The sequence below is a fragment of the Vagococcus allomyrinae genome (assembly GCF_017829975.1).
Lineage (GTDB): Bacteria > Bacillota > Bacilli > Lactobacillales > Vagococcaceae > Vagococcus_D > Vagococcus_D allomyrinae.
The window spans coordinates 169,079-187,034 of sequence record NZ_JAEEGA010000008.1; the positions used below are offsets into that span (position 1 = coordinate 169,079).

A 17,956-nucleotide genomic window follows, 5' to 3' on the forward strand; every position below is an offset into this window, starting at 1 on the left:
TATATTTCCGAGATTTATTGAAAAAAATACTCGACCATCACAAGCTTAGGTGCATGGCAAATGCCATACACCTAAGTCTAATTGATAAAATTGCTTATTCAGCGTAGATTGCCGTCAGTTTTTCTTCCATGGCTTGTGCCATTTTAGCCGCATAACAAGCAAATGTTTGTTCGTCATAGGCGTAAGGTGACATAGCAGAAGCTCTTAAAATGGTAACTTTCCCTTCCTGCTCCCAATCTTCACGAGAAAATCCAAGGCTCTTAACAAATGGATATGGACTATGCCCGTAATCAGGAATAGCAAAATCCGTATGAGAGGTAATAAACTCATTGTGATAAGTGCCACCTTTTCCATATGAAGCGTATTGATAAAATTCTTCATTTAAGGCATTCATTTTAGCTAAATCTGTATTCCCTTTTTCGTTGAAAACATAATCCACCATATTAAAATCTGGTCTAGTTAAGGCGTGAATCTCTATCGTTTTATCACCAATTTGAAATTCTCTTCCCTCTATAAAATGATAAAAATGGAAAGCCCCTTCGATACTTGCTCCCATTAACTTACCAAATCCCGTCACATTCAATGGCAAAATTTTATGTGCCGTCCAGACCGCAGCCGCCGTTGCACCAGCCTTTGAACCTTCCAAAATATATGCCCCCAATAAAGCAGGAATATCAGCGCCTTTTTTAAAAACGTAAGTTGCAAAATAAGAAATCACATCACGCATCCGAACATCTTTAATCACAACGCCTCCAGCAGAATATGGAATGTATCCCATTTTATGAGGATCAATTGTCACAGATTCACATTCGGAAATAGCTTTAAATGAAGCGTGGATTTCTGGTGTTAACCAGTTATTTGCCCCTTGGAAAATATGATGTTTATCATAAACATCTGCAATCTTATCAAATTCGATAAACTCATCATGCTCGTCTAAAAATATGGATCGCGCATAACCTCCGTATGCAGCATCCACATGGATATAGAAATAGATGCCTTCCTTCAGCAATTTTTCTCTCAAGGCAACAATTTGGTCAACCCGATCGATTTGTCCTTCCTCAGTTGACCCGACAACTGCAACCACGCCTAGGGTAGGAATCCCTTGACTAGCCAGATCGCGGATCGTTTGTTCCAGATGATTTATGTCCATTCGGTAGTCATGATTCACGTCACAAGCAATGACCTGATCCAAACCAATCCCAATAATATCAGCGGCTTTTAACCATGAATAATGCTTCGTTTGTGGCACTATCCACTTTCCTAATTTTTCCAATTGTTTGCCACTACGTGCTGAATGATCTTTAATCTCGTCCATACGGTCTTGAAACTGATCCAACAATTCCAAGATGGTTACAGTAGACATATTTAAAAGCTCCCATTCACTTTTACCAGCCACAGCTTCTGGCACAACATCGCGAATTGCTAAGGGCAATGATTTAAAATTACGAGCATACCAAAGGCCTTCAAGATTTGCTATCGAACCATCAGCAGCCAAATGCCCCCAACCGTTCGGATAACTCATTAACGTAGCTAGCTCAAGACCAACCTCTTCTTCCATTTTTGATGTGGCAGGAGAAGACTCATAAGCCACATTATTCCCATTCCAAAGCATCGCTGACGTATAAGCAATAATGGCAGGCATTAAGGTTTCAGCATTCATATGCCCCCAAAAACGACCAGCTGAATGCCAAGGCAATGAATCAGTCCGCAGTTTAGAACTTAAAACATTAAAAACTTGGTTCATATTATCGACCGTTGCTTGATAGCTTTCTGAACGACGATCTTGAGGTGTAATAACAGGTAAGTCTTGTGGCATATAGTTTTGACGCCAACCAACATGCTCGTCAATCATCCGGTTTAAAATATCTTTAAAGACATCGACATTTTCACCTTTATCCCCTAAAAATAAAGCTTTTAAATTGGTTTCTTCTGGATTGATAATTTGATTAGTCATACTATTCTCTTCTTTCTTTTAAGTTAATTGAGTTGCTTTTTCCAACTAGGTTTCTTAAAGCGATTAATCAATAAGGCGATTCCCACCATGATAATAGTCGCAGAAACTTGGTATATCACATAGGCAAGGTGTTGGGTTTGACCGACAGATGACGGCGGGATTAAACTAACCAAAATGGTCACAATCACACTAACCATGGCAATAATTGACACAAACCACATTAAGCCATTGCCTTTTGCCCCAAGGCGAAATGGTCTGACCGCATCTGGCATAGCATAACGAAGACGGATCGCAGAAATGGAAATCAACAAATACACAACACAGTATAAAATCGTAGTCGTAATGGTGATAACTAAAAAGGCTTCGCTCACATCAGGGATGACCACGTACAAAAATGACACTAATGAAATAACAACGGCTTGAACTAATACAATATTAATCGGGATCCCACGCTGATTCCTTTTTTGGAAAAATGAAGGTAAATTCCCCTCATCTGCTACTTTAATCATTGATTTACTAGGCCCTAAAACCCAAGCACTGAGTTGAACCAAAACACCTATTAAAATCATCAATGAAATAATATTGTTAAAGATAGCAGGAACTCCCAAATCTTCCGTCATGATGACAAATGGTTGCGTAATATTAGCCAAATTCATTTGGTCCATAGGAACAGCATTTGCCACACTTAAACCAGCAATTAAGTTAAAAACAACTAATACTAGCACAGAAACGATCACCGCTATCGGGTAGTTCCGTTTTGGGTTATCAATATTATTGGCATGAACCGAAGAAATCTCCACACCAGCAAAGATAAAAATAATTCCTGTTAAGGTGGGTAAACTGCCTAAATCACTTAAATCTGGCAGTAATTTATCAACTGAAAAATCTGCTAGATAACCGGTTGTCGTAATACCATTTTTGGCAAAATAAGCAATACCTAAGATTACTAAGGCTAAAAAAGGAATGTAGACACCGATAATAGCGCCCCAATCTCCAGCAATCTTAACCATATCAAATTTCAGATTTAATAAAGTAATCAGCCAATAAGAAATGAGGATACAAGCAAAAATAAATAAGCTGTTACTCCCCAATTCAGGTTGATCGATGACATATCCTAATAAAACACCAACAGTTGATGCGACCATCACCATACCGAAAAACATTTGTACCCACAATAGCCATGAAGTAACAAATCCCCACTTCTCACCCAAAGCATTCCGAACCCACACTTGAGGTCCCCCCTCTTGAGGCCATGTTGTGGATAATTCTGCTGACATTAACGCAATTGGTAAAGCGAACATACATGCAGCAATTAACATATAAACGATTTGTGTCCAACCAGTTGAAGCTAATGTTGGAACACTTCTAACGGTGCCAAAAAAGGCCATCGTGATTCCAATTAATCCAAACAAAGAAAGTTTTTTACTTTTCTCCATCTTAATTCCCCCTTTGAATAATAGTGTTATTTTTCCATAAATAACTTCACTACCGAAAACGAATAAACATTCAAAACAGCCTAAACTATTACTTGATGCTTCTTTTGATTTCCTGTCCTTCAGGCCTGAAATGAAAAATGAGTCAAAAATCAATAAAGTCATCTGAACAACCGTAGTATAGACTTGTAAAACCCCTTTGTCAAAGGGGTTTCCTGGGGGTTTATGAGAGTTTCATGAGGATTTCCATGGCCTGATTTAACTCTTTCACGCTATGTCGCATCAGCGCGTTAAAGCGATAAATTATAAATACTATTGAATTTTTATAAATTTTATATTCAGTATTTATGTTATTCAATTCCAACTAAACAGTCAATTTACCTGCAACAATTGTGATTTAATTCTCTATCTTACAAAAACATATTGTAAAGTTTGATATTTTTTTCACTTTTCTTTTTCAAACACCAGCTGACACGCCTTAGCAATAGCAAAAAAAATAACTAAGTTTGCGGATAAGTCTTTAAAAAAATTCTCATTAAATTATTAATAACTTTTTTTGCCGTTTCTCAAGGCAACTGTTTTTTTCAGTTAGGTACTACTAACTCACAACTCCTCACCCTATTTTCCTCCCCTTTTGCAAAAGACTACTCAATAAAAGGTGTTGACAAATAAAAATAACTGTCTTATACTTGCTTTAAATTACAAACGTTGATTGAGCGAAGTAACAGACTGTCCCTGTTTTAGAGAGCTAGTGTTTGGTGAAAACTAGTACAAACATCCCTGTGAATTACACTCATGAGTTTCCTTGTTTAATCGCAAGCGTCCCGTCTTCGTTACAGATGATAGAGTGGCATATGAACAATATGCAATTTGGGTGGTAACACGGATAATTTCGTCCCGACAATTTGACTTAGGTCATGTTGTCGGGACTTTTTTATATAATAAAAGAAGGAGTGTTGAAGATGAATATTATCGATGAATTAACTTGGCGTGACGCCATTAACCAGCAAACAGATGCGGAAGGGCTTCGTGACTATGTTGAGCACAACAGCATTTCTTTATACTGCGGTGTCGATCCGACAGGTGATAGCATGCACATCGGTCACTTAATTCCTTTTATGATGATGAAACGATTCCAATCATTTGGACATCATCCTCACATTTTAATCGGTGGTGCAACGGGAACAATTGGCGACCCAAGTGGACGGACTTCAGAACGACAATTGCAAACCATGGAACAAGTCCAAGCAAACGTCGACGCCTTAACAGCTCAAATGAAACAATTATTTGACTTTGAAGCAAATTCTGACTTAACAATGGTTAATAACTACCAATGGACAAAGGACCTGACTTTACTCGATTTTTTAAGGGATTACGGCAAAAATTTTAATATCAATACGATGTTGGCCAAAGATATTGTCTCTAGTCGTTTAGAAACAGGGATTTCTTTTACTGAATTCACGTACCAAATTCTGCAATCAATGGACTTCTTGCATCTTTTCCGCCACCACGATGTTCGCTTGCAAATTGGCGGTGCCGATCAGTGGGGAAATATTACTGCTGGTTTAGACTTGATCCGTAAAAAAGAAGGCGCAGAAGCAAAAGCCTTTGGTCTAACCATTCCTTTGATGCTAAAAGCTGATGGTACTAAGTTTGGTAAAACTGCTGGTGGTGCTATCTGGTTAGATCCTGATAAAACATCGCCATTTGAATTCTACCAGTTCTGGTTAAATCAGGATGACCGTGATGTCATCAAATACTTGAAATTCTTTACCTTCTTAACCAAAGTTGAAATTGAAGCCTTAGCTGAAAAAGTGGCAACTGAACCTCATAAACGCGAAGCCCAAAAAACTTTAGCCAGTGAAATGACCAAATTCGTTCATGGCCAACAGGCTTTAGATGAGGCCCTTAAAATCACAGCGGCGCTCTTCTCAGGTGACATTGCCAGCCTTAACGCTCATGAAATCGAAGCTGGTTTCCAAAACATGCCGAATGTTGAATGGGCAGAAGACTCTCAAGTAATTGTTGAGTTTTTGGTCGATCTTGGAATTGAGCCTTCTAAGCGTCAAGCTCGTGAAGATTTAACGAATGGTGCTATCTCCTTAAATGGTGAAAAAGTCTTAACTACTGACTTCCTAATCACTCGTGAAACATCTTTTGAAGGCAAGTTTATCATCATTCGTAAAGGAAAGAAGAATTACACCTTAGTCCGCATCGTCTAAGGAAACATCTGGTTGAACTTAGCACACCTAAAACAACCATCAATTCGTTTGAATTGATGGTTGTTTTACTTATTAGGAAAGGACGAAACTTTCTCTATACCCTAAATCGAATCTCATATCCCACTGAAACATGCCGCTCTTATTACATTGTGCTCCCTTATCTGCTAAACGAATAAACTCACAAAAATAACAGCAGCCGCTAGAGACCAGTAACAGCGAAATACAGGTCGAAGAACCTATCAAACTTGTTGAACCTTCCATCGTAATATCTAAAAGAATGTCATCGATGTAGCACTACCTCGTAAAGTGAGATCCATGGAACGATTTAGTGGAGGTGATGGTTTCCAATAAAATACCAATAACACTAAGAACTGGCCAATTGATGACAAGCTCTTAGTGCCTTTATACCAACAACTTAAATGAATAAAACGAACCTAGCATCCCTCTATTAAGCTAATGACGCTTACTTCTCCAAACAACCTATTACTACTTCTAATTAATTCTTATTTAGATATAATCAAGGATACTTATTTGCATTATCTTTGTCCCCATCGATAGAGATGCCTGATAAGCAAGCATCTGATTAGAGTACTCCATATACTTTTGAATCACATCAACATCCTGTTTCTCCGACAAAACCTCTTTTAAATTAGTGTTTTCACTCTCATTTCGCTCCTTAGCTGCTTCGAAACGGTTCGTAACAGTTCCAATCCGAGAACGAACATTGACGAAGTTCTCCGTATGAACATCAATTTTAGCCAATAATTTCCCTGACAAAGCCTCTTTATCATCACTGTTAATTGCGGTCATAATATCTGAAAAAAAGGTACTAAGATTCTCAGGATCCGTTTCTGTTCCCTCTTCATTCATAAATAAACGACCATCGCTAATCAAATCAACAGAAACACCTGTGGCGATTTCACGGCTTAGATTGCCATCTTTGGCAATGACACTGCCATCAGCCCCAATTTGATCTTTGGTTCCATGGTACTTAATTTCGCTAATATTACCGTCGGTATCTTTAACGATTTCAAATGGGGCTGTTTTAGTGTTCTTACCACCAAAAATATAACGACCATCAAAGTTAGTATTCAGCGAATCAACAATGCCTTCGATTTCTGAAATGATTTCGTTTTTATTCGCTAGCATCTCTTCTTTACCTTGTGTTCCAGTGGCACTTGACTCAATGAGTTGTCGAATTCGATGAAGAGAATCTGTCGCACTAGCTAAGGCAGAGTCCTGGGTTTTCCCCCAAGCCATGGAATCACCAATGGTTGAATTGTAATTAACATTTTGAGCTATTGAATCATTAATATTAATTATCTTAGCAAACATAAGGGGATTATCTGAAGACTTACTGTACTCTGTCAATGAATTTAATTGATTTTGATACTTCTGTAATCGGTTCTGATTAATCGCCATATTACGGTTAAATTCCCGATAAGTCGTTGAATTAGAAACTCTCATGTTTAAACTCCTGTTCGATTAATTAATGTATCCAGCATTTCAGATATCACGGAAATAACTCTGGAATTCGCCTGAAATGCTCGCTGGAAGCGCATAACATCGGAAACTTCTTCATTGATGTTAACACCTGAAATAGAATCTCGTCGTTGTTCCAGTTGACTTAATAGATAGTCTTGGGAGGCTACCGTATTATCGGCTTGTTGTTTAGAGATACCATTTTTGGTTACAATGTCAACGAACGCGCCTAAAAACGTTAAACCACCTTCTTCATTTTTAATGGTCATCGTCGCTTGATCATATTTCCCAGTTAAGTCAATTGGATATTTCAACTTCAGATCCTTCAGTTTAGCAATTGCTGCCGCTCGCGAACCATCTCCCACTTCATGGTTAGCTAGATCTTGGCCAGTGTTAATTTTACTAGGATCTTTTTTAATGTCCCCATTAACCTTTATATTTATGGCAAAATTATCATCCGTTCCTAACTCAAAGAAATCAATTCCCTTACCATTATCGGAATGAATCATATTGACAGATTTTGCTAAACCAAAAGCAAGGTTATTGAGTTCAGACATCCGTTGCTTTAATTCCCCCATCGCTTCCTGAAGTCCTTTGGCTGCTCCAGAAGTCATCTCTAAAGCCTGATATTCCTCGGCCGTTTGATTATCGGAAATCAAAATTTGACCTATCTCAAGTGGCTGATCAATAACGTCTCGTGGTTTTAGTGAATCGCCACCATTTGATACTAAGGCTTTGCCATCAGTATCTTTGCCAACAACTACGCTAATTGTTTTCAAACTATTGTGGGTCAGCACTTCTTGTCCACTAATAGACACAGACACGCGACCATATTGATCAAATGAGGTCGCCAGTTTAGTAAAGTCTGATAACCCCTCTAAGATAGCATCCCGTTGATCGAGTAAATCATTTGGGACACTGCCGTCATTAGCTACTTTATAAATCTGACGATTAAGCGTATCTAACTGTTGCATCTTTCCATTAAAATCTAAGGTGCTTTTTTCTAAATTAGAGAGAGAATTAGCAGAGAGCTCAGCTATTTGTTTTGCCATATGATTAATGGTGTCAGTCAAAATATTACCATCTTCCAAGACAATTGTTTTAGCATTATCTAGTTCTGGATTGGTTCCTAACTTGGACCATGCATCAAAATAAGTTGCCAAGTCGGATGATAGCCCTTTACTAAATGGCGTTTCATTAAAAATGGTTTCAAGTTGTCCTAAAACATCCGCTTTTTGAGAATAATAATTATAAGCAGAATTTTCTGTGCGAATATTACCAATAACAAAATCATCTACTACCCGAATAATCGAGTTAATTTTGACGCCTGTCCCCACCTGACCAATCCCAGTGACGTTATAAGGACTGTCTGCCTGCATGTTCACTCGCTGACGTGAGTAACCTGGCGTGTTAGCATTGGCGATGTTATGTCCAGTTGTTTCCAATGCCTTTTGTTGTGCATTTAAGCCTTTATTGGCTGTGCCTAACGTCCCAAATAATCCTACCAAAATCTTTCACCTCTTCACGTTTTATCAGCTTCGTACTCATCACAACTTCTATCAAAATTCAAGCTAAAAAGACTGATTGATCAAGCTAACATCCTCTTGCTCACTTAGATTTCCATAGCGTGAATAAGTCGAGTTAGCCTTTTTTAACCCCTGAGTGACTGCTGAAAGAAAGGTATCGTGATAACTTAATGCTTGTTCAGTCAGCAACAAATTATCAGCTTGTAAATCGCGAATTTTTAAGACTAAATCCCGTATCTCAGGATTTCCTGTCGGTTCAAAGCCCCCTAAAAGTTCCACGAAGCTTTCTTTTTCTTTTACCAATTGGCTAACTCGTGGGCCATCATTTTTAATCAACGCCTGCTTTTCTTTTTTTAATAAGCTGATAAATTTTCTTAATAGTTGTTGTAATTGTCTATCTTGCTCCACTTGCTTACTTCCTTTGTTGTTTTAACGTATCAAATAGCTTGCTGCTTAACTTTTCGGTTGACACTTTATATGCCCCTTGATCAATGGCCTGCTTAATTTCTGCCACACGCTCATTTTTGGTTTCACCTAACTCTTTTGACCGGATATGTTGACTAGTTGTTGAGATATCAAATTTAACTGATTCAGCTTTTTGACTAGTTACTTCCTTAACATCATGGGTCTGACTGACAGGTTGATGATGATCTAGATATGGGTGATATTCATTACCTATTTTCATGATAACTCGCTCCCTCTTGGTTAATTTTGGCTTAGCACTCTCAACCAATCCTTCTTATATACTAATTATCGGTCGTATCTTCTTAATTTTAAGAGCTAAGTCAGACTTTTCAAAAAGAAATTGGTAGGCATCGTTAATCAAAACTTAAGATAGTCGGTCAGCATTACAAACAAAATAGCTCATTGTGTACGGAGAATGCTAGGCTCGTTCTACTCATTTAAACTATTTTCTGACTCACTAACTGATTGCTAGAGACTTCTTTTATCATCACCGTTTAACATATCCCGCTAGCAAAATTAGGCAAAATAAAAACTAGGTGCTGAAACAGAACGTTCCAGGGAACCTAGACAAACAATTAATGCAAATTAGTTAATCGTTGTTTTTGAGATAAGATATTCGTAATGCGGACACCAAAATTTTCATTGATTACGACGACTTCACCATGAGCAATCAATTTCCCATTAACATAGACTTCCAGTGGCTCATCCGTTAACTTATCCAGTTCTACCACCGAACCAACACCTAATGAAAGGATTTCTTTGATCGATTTACGGCTATTTCCTAAGACCACACTAAAATCCAGAGGAACATCCATAATCAAATCCAAATTATCGATGGTCGAATCATTTTTTTTATTTTCTAATGGTTGAAATTCAGGCGTTTGGATCGTCACCTTCTTTTCCGGTTTAGCATTACTTGATTCCGTCACACTTGGCTCTGGCTGATATCTGTCTGCCAAGACCTCTCCTGTATCAGCCAACATCATATCCGAAATTTCCTGAACCATTTGCTGAGTGTAGATCTGCATAATTTCACTTTCTATTACACCTTCAACTGAAAGGTCAAATGAAATTTTACAGACAATTGTATCAGCATCCAAGCCTTTATAGGAGACTTGTTTCTGATCATTCCACAAATTAACATCTGGTGGTAAAATATCAACTTTTTTACCAATCATAGTTGCCATTGACGTTGAAGCTGACCCAATCATCTGATTCATGGCTTCGCCAACAGCACTCAATTCCAACTCTGTAAATTCAGTGTTAGTAGTTGTTCCATCACCGCCAATCATCAAATCAGCAATAATGATCGCGTCTTCAACGTTCAGCAATAACAGGTTACTGCCTTCCAAACTTTCCTTAAATTCCACGACAGTTGATACCTTAGGAGTAACCAATTCATCCAAAATCTGTTGAAACTTGACATAGGTTACTCGTGGGGTAGTGATTAATACCCGGCGATTCAATATTGAAGACAAGGTTGTAGCTGCTTGAGACATTGAAATATTGCCTACTTCACCGATAATATCGGTAATCGTTTGGTCAAACAACTCCTCGACAACCGCTTCTTGATCTGTATTCATTAACGCATCAATTTCTGCTTGGGTTAAACTACCGCTCATTCTTCCCCATCTCCTTCCGCAAACTCCAATATTTCAACTGCTAAATGCTCATCTCGCTGGCCTGGTTTAACCATCCCGAACAGATTTTTTTCTATGTACATTTCTAATGGTTCGGAGATTTTTTGATCTAAACTAATCATATCTCCCACTTCTAATTGTGAAAAATCAGCAAGGGTCATAGTTGTTTTTCCAAGTAACGTTTCCAAGGCTAAATCAACCGTTTCAATATTTTTACGTAAATGCTGATTATCTTCTTGATTAAAACCTTTGGCATCATCAAACCAGTTTCTAAAACTCAATTTATCTACTATCCCTTCAAAAAAAACATAAGGCACACATAAATTGATAAAGGTGTTCTTTTTAAAAATCGTGACCCGTAAAGTTACTAAGACAACAGGTTCATTTGGCGACATGTTTTGCAATAACTGCGGGTTCGTATCTAAACTATCCAACTTACTTTCAATTTCAGTAATATCCTGCCAAGCGTGTTCAAATGCATTAACAAAGGTCTTAAAAATTTCTTCTAAGATGGACATTTCAATATCAGTAAAACTTTTCTTACTGCCTTCTTCCCCTAAGTTGACTTGAGCTTCCGTTCCACCACATAACAGTTCAACGATTAGCATACATAACTGGGGATTGATCTCGACCATTTGAATGCCATTTAACGGAGCCGAATGAAACAGTCCTAACAGCGTAAACTTAGGAATCGAATGAACAAATTCATCGTAACTAATTTGTTCGATTGACGCTAATTTCAAACTGACGTTAGTTCGAATTTGGGTGCTCAATTGATTACCGGCATACTTGGAAAAATCTTCAAATATCATAAAGAGAGTGTTAACATACTCTTTTGACAATTTAGTCGGCCGTCTAAAATCATAGGCTTTAGCCTGTGGCAGCTCTTTTTCTTCCATTAATAACTCATCGTCAATTTCCCCGTTATTCATGGCATTCAATAGTGCATCAATTTCTTGTTGGGTTAAGACTTGTTTCAAATAGATCCCTCATTTTCAGAGAATATGGTCATGATGTTGATAATATTTGCCAGCTTATCCTCGATGGGTACCAAACCTTCAATATTGGCATCACGGCCCTGTTCAAGGATTTGAATTTCCTGCTCATCGACAGTATACACGCCGACAATTCCTTCAACTAAAATACCAAGTTTCTCATCTTTATTGGTAATGATAATGATGTTACGATGATCATCACTATCCGATTCATGTAAAAATTTTGAAAAATTAACTAAAGTGACAATCGTCCCTCGCAAATTAATTAGACCCTCTACCCATAGTGGAGATTTTGGCACATTAAAACACGTCGTATTTTTAATGATCTCCCCGACATTTTCAGTATGGACCGCATAGTACTTTTCTTGTTTTGTAAAGACAATTAGTTGCATAGGCTCCTCCTTATTCAGGGGCTCGCCCCTTCCTCACTCTATAGACTAACTTTGTCCAACGCTTTGATGACCCGATCACTATCAAAGGGTTTGACAATAAAATCAACTGCTCCTGCACGAATGGCATCCATCACCATTCCTTGTTGCCCCATGGCACTACACATCAGGACTTTAGCATTGGCATCAAATGTTTTAATTTGCTTCAAGGCCTCTACGCCATCCATCTCAGGCATCGTAATGTCCATCGTCACCAAATCAGGAGTTGTCGCTTTATACTTTTCTATCGCTTCTAAGCCATTTGCGGCCTCATCAACTACCTCATAACCATTTTTTTCTAAAATATCACGCAACTTCATTCTCATAAAAACTGCATCATCCACGATTAATACTTTTTTTCCCATTTTTATCTCTCCTACACACCAATAGATTTGAATAATTTCTCTAAAACGCCCGCTTTGGGAATAAAATACAAAGAGGCTTCCATTTTATCGCCTAAGTAAAAAAACTCATTTTTTATTATCATTACTTGTTCATCGTACTGATCAAACGCCATATATAGACTACTGATCACTGCCCCAAACATATCAATGGTTAATAATGGAACAGATGAAACTAAATTAACGTCTAACACTTTGCTTGTAGCATTTAAAAAAGAATTAACCATGATATTAACCAATTCTTTGGTTGCTGACTCCTTCAATACCTCTGTTTTCACAACTGATTCTGGCATCATCATATCGGTCATGGCTTCTGTCGAATCATCAGATAAAGCAAACAAAAAGACACCACCAGCATCCCCATAAATTTGACTCATAACAGCATACACCAGCTGATCTTCTGCCATTATTTTAGCGTATAACTCCTGGTAATCCATAATTTCAATCATGGGAACAAGCATGTTAACAGGCTTGTCAATCAACTGAGAAATACTGGTTGCAGCATGCCCACCACCGATATTAATAAGTTCCTTTAAAACGTCTAGCTGTATGTCAGTAAAATGATTATCCATAAATACCGCCTACTTCATGACACAGCGCATTGATATCCAAAATCAAGGTAATATCCCCATTTCCTTGAATTGTTGCGCCTAAGTATTTATTAATTTCCATTAATTCACGGCCTAGTTTTTTTATAACGATCTCTTGTTGGCCAATTAATTCATCCACTAATAAGGCGTAATACTGTTTTCCCAGCAAAACCATAATTAAGTGAGGATGTTGATTATTTGCTTTAGCCGAAATAGCCAGGGCTTCGTTAACCCGAATCACAGGAGTGGCTGTCCCTCGATAAACGTAAATTTCCTGATGATGAACTTGCACAATATCTCTTGGCGCAATTTCAATGACTTTTTCAATCACGCCTAAAGGCATAGCAAAGGTCTCTTCTCCCACTTTAATCATTAGTGACTGAATAATCGATAAGGTTAAAGGCAAGTTGATTGTAAACGTAGTCCCTTGATCCACTTCACTCACCAATTCAATGGTGCCTCCCAAACTGGCAATTTTAGAATGGACCACATCCATCCCAACACCACGTCCTGATACGTTTGTCACTTCTTTAGCTGTCGAAAATCCCGGATGAAAAATTAAATTCAAGATTTCTTTTTCACTTAATCCTACCGTGCTGACCCCCTTGCGTTCTGCACTTTCAGAAATCAATTCAGGATCTAATCCCTTTCCATCATCAGAGACCGTTATCATGACCCGATTCCCTTGCTGATAAGCGGTCAGTTTAATCAGTCCAACAGGTGGTTTACTCAGTTCCCGGCGACGCTCAGCTGATTCAATTCCATGATCGGCCGAGTTACGAATTAAGTGAATCAACGGCTCACTCAGTTCTGACACTACGGTTCGATCCAATTCAGTATCTTCACCTTCAATCTGAATGTCCATTTCCTTGTTCAATTCGCGAGCTAGATCTCTTACGACACGGGGAAATCGATTCATGACAACACTGACTTGTTGCATTCTAATTTTTAACACTAAATCCTGCAATTCCGACGTAATCCGCGCCACTTGTTCTAATGGTTCCTTAATGTCAGTTCCTTTAGTTTGAGCACTTACATTTTCTAATCGTGTTCGATACACGACTAATTCAGAAACCAAATTCATAAAGGAATCTAATTTACTTAATTCCACTCGAATTGATTGGTTATGCTGATCGTTTTTAGTGATTTTTTTGGCCTCAGTCTCCTTTGTCTCTTCGACTGTAACTTCAGCCACAACCGGCGCCACCCCTAACTGTTCAATGTCAGCTAAACTAAGATTATTAACGATGATCGCTTCAATTTCACTGTTGCTTAAAATTAACGCCTCTACTTTGGCAATAGGTTCCTGACTGAGATAAAGCATCATAAAGATCTGATCAAATTCACCGTTTTCTAAGCTTTCAGCAGTCGGCTCCGTATGAATGACCTCTCCATGCTGCTCCAACTTATCCATAATCAAAAAGACGCGAGGCCCTTTTAAGATGCAATCACCTTCTAACTTCACCCCAATCCCGTAAGCGAAGTAACCTCTAGCAATGGCTTCTGCTCCAATCTCGCGGTCTGAATTGGACAGATGATCAAATCGCAATTGAAATGTCTGATTAGAACGACCTCTTTCCTCAAGTATTTCACCACCCTCTACAGCCGTTAAGCGATGTAACAAGTCAGTAATTATCCCCTCATCAATTGACACGTCATCTCTTAAAAATTCAACGATTTCCGCTAATTTATCCAAACAATCAAAAATCAAGGTAATTGTTTCCCCATTAATAGCTAGCGATCCATTTTTAAACAGTTGGAACAAATTTTCCATCTTGTGAGTAAGTTGAGCCATAGTCTCGTAGCCCATGGTTGCCGCCATCCCTTTTAAGGTATGAGCAGAACGAAAAATACGATCCAGCAGTTCTTCACTAGGATTATTTTCCAAATCAAGGACACTGGCGTTCAAATTTTCTAAATGCTCATCGGTTTCTTCAAAAAAGAGTTCGCGATACTTGCTATTATCATCCAATTAACTCACCTCTTTTCCTTTTGTTATTGTTTCTGATAAATAAACGTGGATATTTTTTTAAAACCAATGGATTCGGGATTATTGATTGTTTCTGTCGCCCCAGTAAAAAACAAACCCCCTGGGACCAAAGCATCATGAAACTTGCGATATAAATTATCTCTAGCATCATTTTTAAAATAGATGGTTACATTTCGACAGATAATAGCATGAAATTCGCTGTCAAAAGGACTTTGAAGTAAATCATGCTGTTTAAATAAAACGTTTTGCTTAATTTGCGGAGCCAAGTGATAAACGTCCTCTTTCACTTTAAAGTAAGCAAGTCGATCGGCTGCAGAAACATTTTTTAGTTCACTTTCCTTGTAAATTCCTGCTTTTGCTTTCCCTAAAATGGGGTGATCGATGTCTGTCGCCAAGATGCGTTCTTTGAGTTTTATCTGACGTTTATCAACTAAGATAGCCAGACTATATGGCTCTGCACCAACCGAACACGCAGCACTCCAAATTTTCAAACGACCAAATTGTGGTGACAATTGCTCAACTAATTGATTTTCAAACTCTCTAAATAAATCAGGATTGCGAAAAAATTCCGTAACATTAATCGTAATATAATCTAGAAACTCACTTTTAATCTGAGGCTGATGACTGATCATAGTTGTATAGTCCAACAGTGTCTTAGCACCCGAATTCCGCATAACACTTAAGATCCGTCGTTGTAACTGTTTTTCTTTGTAAGCAGCTAACTCAATTCCCAAATTATCTTTTACCCACTGATAAAATTCGTCAAAGTTTACATCCATTGTTTCACCTTTATCATCCAATTTAATCGTTCCCCAATTTCATTTAAACTTGCTACTTCGTCTATCACATTGGCCTCGATCGCTCGTCTTGGCATCCCAAACACGACTGAACTAGCTTGATCCTGTGCAATAGTATAACCACCCATCTCTTTAATAACAGCCATCCCTTCCGCACCATCGTTGCCCATACCAGTCAAAATAATCCCGACTAATTCCTGGCGATAAAATGGCGCTGCCGACTCAAAAAGATAATCAACAGCTGGACGGACACCATGAATTTTACTTTCCTTAGATAGACTAAGCTGATCATCTTTTATTCTTAAGTGACAGTCTCCCGGAGCTAAATATACAGTTCCACCGGTAATGACCGCCCCATCTTCCGCTTCTACCACTGTAACGGCCGCTTCTTGATTCAACCGCTTGGCAAAAGATCGGGTAAATCCTGCTGGCATATGTTGCACGATAAAAATCGGAATGCTCAGTCCCGCTGGAATCCGTCTAATTAACGTCATCAAGGCCCGAGGTCCACCTGTTGATGCCCCAATAACAATAGCTTTAACTCGGGTTGGAAATTGACGATCTTTTTGGACGCGACCTACTACTGGTTGAGCTACGCCACTTTCGACAATCGAGCGCAGTTTTCTAGCCAACTCAACTGCAAAATCCCCCTCAACCTTCATCAAGTTTTGCGGTTTTTCAATAAAATCCATCGCCCCGAGTTCCAACGCTTCGATAGTGATGTCTTCACCAGCATGGGAGCTTAGCATGATGACAGGAATGTCATAATCTTTTTTTATTAACCTGAGCGTTTCCAAGCCATTTAACCCTGGCATTTCAATGTCTAAGGTAATTACATCGGGTTGATATTTGGGGATTAACCGTAAAGCCTCCTCACCACTGCGAGCAATCCCACAAACTTCTATCCCACTAAGAGGGGTGATTTGGTCCACGATAATCTTGCGCATAAATGCTGAATCATCGACTACTAAAACGTTAATCGTCATTGCCATCCCCCTTATAAATCAATCATCTCTCGATTGACCATTTTTACAGTCACAGCTAGTGAAGTTAAATCCATAAAAAATGATCGCCCCATGTTACCTCCAGTATGACTTGCTAAAATAGGAATCTTTAGTTCACTTAAAATTGCTTCAACGGCTTCCACATTGCGTTCCCCAATATGACGGTTCTTGGTATCCGTAAAATTAAACATGCTGGCACCACCCGCAATTTTAGCTACTAAGCGCGCCCTGGGGCACTTTGCCTTTAACTCAGACACCATCAATGGTAGGGCTAAATCAGCAAATTTCTCTTTTTTTATTTCAGGTCGCCCAATAAATAATTGACTATCGGGCAACATGATATGACTTAACCCACCAATTTGCTGTCTTTCATCATAGACCGCAATTGCGATACAGGAGCCTAGTCCTAAGGTCATCAATTTATTTGGAGCTTCACTAATTTTATAATCTGAAATGCCAACCTTAATTTCTTGCATCACTCCGCCGCCACTTCTTCTGAGGTAGCGGCCCCCTCTATTAATTCAACGCCTTGACTAATTTTAGCCAACATCAAATTATCAGCAAACAGCCGTTCCACTTCCAATTGAATGATAATATCATGATTGGTTTTAATGAAACTATCGATGTAAGCTTTATCAATGGTCAACTCACTGTCAACATATTCAAATTGCTGGGTGTCAAAGTCTTCAATCCCTGTAATTAGTTCCACCAACACACCTATCAATTGATTTTGCCATTGCACCACAATTAATTTAGCCATGTCATTAATAATCGTTGGCTTATCGTATAAACGCCACCCTAAATCAATAACAGGTAAAATCTGCTCACTGTACTGAATCATTCCCAAGACAAACTTTGCTGTTTCAGGTACTGGAATCGGTTGTTCCCATTGAATGATTTTCTCTATTTTTTCAATGGGTAAACTAAAACGTTGCTTATGACTTGCAAAAACAATCTGTTTCTCCATTTGTTTCCTCCATCTATCTATATCCCCTCGACCATGAAGCAGAAGTTTCATGGTCGCAAACA

General features: G+C 38.5%; 17 protein-coding genes and 1 other annotated feature. Of the genes, 1 reads left to right on the top strand and 16 read right to left on the bottom strand.

All coding sequences use genetic code 11. The annotated features are described in order from the left end of the window. Positions 1 to 94: 94 nt before the first annotated feature. Complete coding sequence (tdc, locus tag I6N95_RS13395) at positions 95 to 1,954, bottom strand: tyrosine decarboxylase (RefSeq protein WP_209528781.1); 1,860 nt, start codon at positions 1,952 to 1,954, stop codon at positions 95 to 97. A gap of 23 nt (positions 1,955 to 1,977) precedes the next feature. Continuing rightward, positions 1,978 to 3,390, bottom strand: coding sequence for a tyrosine-tyramine antiporter (tyrP, locus tag I6N95_RS13400; RefSeq protein ID WP_209528783.1), 1,413 nt, complete (start codon positions 3,388 to 3,390; stop codon positions 1,978 to 1,980). A 696-nt stretch (positions 3,391 to 4,086) separates the two neighbouring features. Then, positions 4,087 to 4,290: a binding site (T-box leader), on the top strand. A 59-nt stretch (positions 4,291 to 4,349) separates the two neighbouring features. Here tyrP and tyrS point away from each other — a divergent pair. Next, complete coding sequence (gene tyrS / locus I6N95_RS13405) at positions 4,350 to 5,609, top strand: tyrosine--tRNA ligase (protein WP_209528785.1); 1,260 nt, start codon at positions 4,350 to 4,352, stop codon at positions 5,607 to 5,609. Positions 5,610 to 6,116: 507 nt separating this feature from the next. Here the strand turns inward: tyrS and I6N95_RS13410 are convergent. From I6N95_RS13410 to I6N95_RS13475, 14 genes are all read right to left on the bottom strand, one after another. After that, a complete protein-coding gene (locus I6N95_RS13410) occupies positions 6,117 to 7,076 on the bottom strand; it encodes a flagellin N-terminal helical domain-containing protein (protein WP_209528787.1) in 960 nt (319 codons plus the stop codon). Between the two features lie 2 nt (positions 7,077 to 7,078). Beyond that, entirely contained in the window at positions 7,079 to 8,599 is a 1,521-nt protein-coding gene (gene flgK / locus I6N95_RS13415) for a flagellar hook-associated protein FlgK (protein ID WP_209528789.1), read from the bottom strand. 63 nt (positions 8,600 to 8,662) lie between these two features. Further along, positions 8,663 to 9,025 (bottom strand): flagellar protein FlgN, encoded by a 363-nt coding sequence (locus I6N95_RS13420; protein WP_209528790.1) that lies wholly within the window; start codon positions 9,023 to 9,025, stop codon positions 8,663 to 8,665. Between the two features lie 4 nt (positions 9,026 to 9,029). After that, on the bottom strand, positions 9,030 to 9,302 hold the full coding sequence (gene flgM / locus I6N95_RS13425; RefSeq protein WP_209528792.1) for a flagellar biosynthesis anti-sigma factor FlgM: 273 nt from the start codon (positions 9,300 to 9,302) through the stop codon (positions 9,030 to 9,032). Positions 9,303 to 9,657: 355 nt separating this feature from the next. Further along, positions 9,658 to 10,704 (bottom strand): flagellar motor switch phosphatase FliY, encoded by a 1,047-nt coding sequence (gene fliY, locus I6N95_RS13430; RefSeq protein ID WP_209528794.1) that lies wholly within the window; start codon positions 10,702 to 10,704, stop codon positions 9,658 to 9,660. Next, positions 10,701 to 11,702: a flagellar motor switch protein FliM gene (gene fliM / locus I6N95_RS13435; protein ID WP_209528796.1), complete on the bottom strand. Its 1,002-nt coding sequence runs from the start codon at positions 11,700 to 11,702 to the stop codon at positions 10,701 to 10,703. The genes fliY and fliM overlap by 4 nt, the downstream gene beginning before the upstream one ends. Next, the gene (locus I6N95_RS13440) at positions 11,699 to 12,109 is read right to left on the bottom strand and encodes a chemotaxis protein CheW (protein WP_209528798.1); all 411 of its coding nucleotides are present in this window, start codon (positions 12,107 to 12,109) and stop codon (positions 11,699 to 11,701) included. Before I6N95_RS13440 ends, fliM begins: the two co-directional genes overlap by 4 nt. 38 nt (positions 12,110 to 12,147) lie before the next feature. After that, complete coding sequence (locus tag I6N95_RS13445) at positions 12,148 to 12,510, bottom strand: response regulator (RefSeq protein ID WP_209528800.1); 363 nt, start codon at positions 12,508 to 12,510, stop codon at positions 12,148 to 12,150. Positions 12,511 to 12,521: 11 nt separating this feature from the next. Further along, positions 12,522 to 13,118, bottom strand: coding sequence for a chemotaxis protein CheC (locus tag I6N95_RS13450; RefSeq protein ID WP_209528801.1), 597 nt, complete (start codon positions 13,116 to 13,118; stop codon positions 12,522 to 12,524). Beyond that, the gene (locus I6N95_RS13455) at positions 13,111 to 15,108 is read right to left on the bottom strand and encodes a chemotaxis protein CheA (RefSeq protein ID WP_209528803.1); all 1,998 of its coding nucleotides are present in this window, start codon (positions 15,106 to 15,108) and stop codon (positions 13,111 to 13,113) included. The genes I6N95_RS13450 and I6N95_RS13455 overlap by 8 nt, the downstream gene beginning before the upstream one ends. A gap of 23 nt (positions 15,109 to 15,131) precedes the next feature. After that, a complete protein-coding gene (locus I6N95_RS13460; RefSeq protein ID WP_209528973.1) occupies positions 15,132 to 15,905 on the bottom strand; it encodes a CheR family methyltransferase in 774 nt (257 codons plus the stop codon). Continuing rightward, on the bottom strand, positions 15,896 to 16,909 hold the full coding sequence (locus tag I6N95_RS13465; protein WP_209528805.1) for a protein-glutamate methylesterase/protein-glutamine glutaminase: 1,014 nt from the start codon (positions 16,907 to 16,909) through the stop codon (positions 15,896 to 15,898). The genes I6N95_RS13460 and I6N95_RS13465 overlap by 10 nt, the downstream gene beginning before the upstream one ends. An 11-nt stretch (positions 16,910 to 16,920) precedes the next feature. Next, on the bottom strand, positions 16,921 to 17,403 hold the full coding sequence (locus I6N95_RS13470; RefSeq protein ID WP_209528808.1) for a chemotaxis protein CheD: 483 nt from the start codon (positions 17,401 to 17,403) through the stop codon (positions 16,921 to 16,923). Next, on the bottom strand, positions 17,403 to 17,894 hold the full coding sequence (locus tag I6N95_RS13475; protein WP_209528811.1) for a chemotaxis protein CheW: 492 nt from the start codon (positions 17,892 to 17,894) through the stop codon (positions 17,403 to 17,405). Before I6N95_RS13475 ends, I6N95_RS13470 begins: the two co-directional genes overlap by 1 nt. Between the last annotated feature and the right edge of the window lie 62 nt (positions 17,895 to 17,956).

Coding starts and splice junctions, on each gene's coding strand:
- I6N95_RS13475 (WP_209528811.1), bottom strand. CDS start 17,894: ATGGAGAAACAGATTGTTTTTGCAAGTCATAAGCAACGTTTTAGTTTA.
- I6N95_RS13450 (WP_209528801.1), bottom strand. CDS start 13,118: ATGGATAATCATTTTACTGACATACAGCTAGACGTTTTAAAGGAACTT.
- I6N95_RS13470 (WP_209528808.1), bottom strand. CDS start 17,403: ATGCAAGAAATTAAGGTTGGCATTTCAGATTATAAAATTAGTGAAGCT.
- tdc (WP_209528781.1), bottom strand. CDS start 1,954: ATGACTAATCAAATTATCAATCCAGAAGAAACCAATTTAAAAGCTTTA.
- I6N95_RS13410 (WP_209528787.1), bottom strand. CDS start 7,076: ATGAGAGTTTCTAATTCAACGACTTATCGGGAATTTAACCGTAATATG.
- I6N95_RS13460 (WP_209528973.1), bottom strand. CDS start 15,905: ATGGATGTAAACTTTGACGAATTTTATCAGTGGGTAAAAGATAATTTG.
- I6N95_RS13445 (WP_209528800.1), bottom strand. CDS start 12,510: ATGGGAAAAAAAGTATTAATCGTGGATGATGCAGTTTTTATGAGAATG.
- tyrP (WP_209528783.1), bottom strand. CDS start 3,390: ATGGAGAAAAGTAAAAAACTTTCTTTGTTTGGATTAATTGGAATCACG.
- flgM (WP_209528792.1), bottom strand. CDS start 9,302: ATGAAAATAGGTAATGAATATCACCCATATCTAGATCATCATCAACCT.
- I6N95_RS13440 (WP_209528798.1), bottom strand. CDS start 12,109: ATGCAACTAATTGTCTTTACAAAACAAGAAAAGTACTATGCGGTCCAT.
- fliY (WP_209528794.1), bottom strand. CDS start 10,704: ATGAGCGGTAGTTTAACCCAAGCAGAAATTGATGCGTTAATGAATACA.
- I6N95_RS13465 (WP_209528805.1), bottom strand. CDS start 16,909: ATGACGATTAACGTTTTAGTAGTCGATGATTCAGCATTTATGCGCAAG.
- tyrS (WP_209528785.1), top strand. CDS start 4,350: ATGAATATTATCGATGAATTAACTTGGCGTGACGCCATTAACCAGCAA.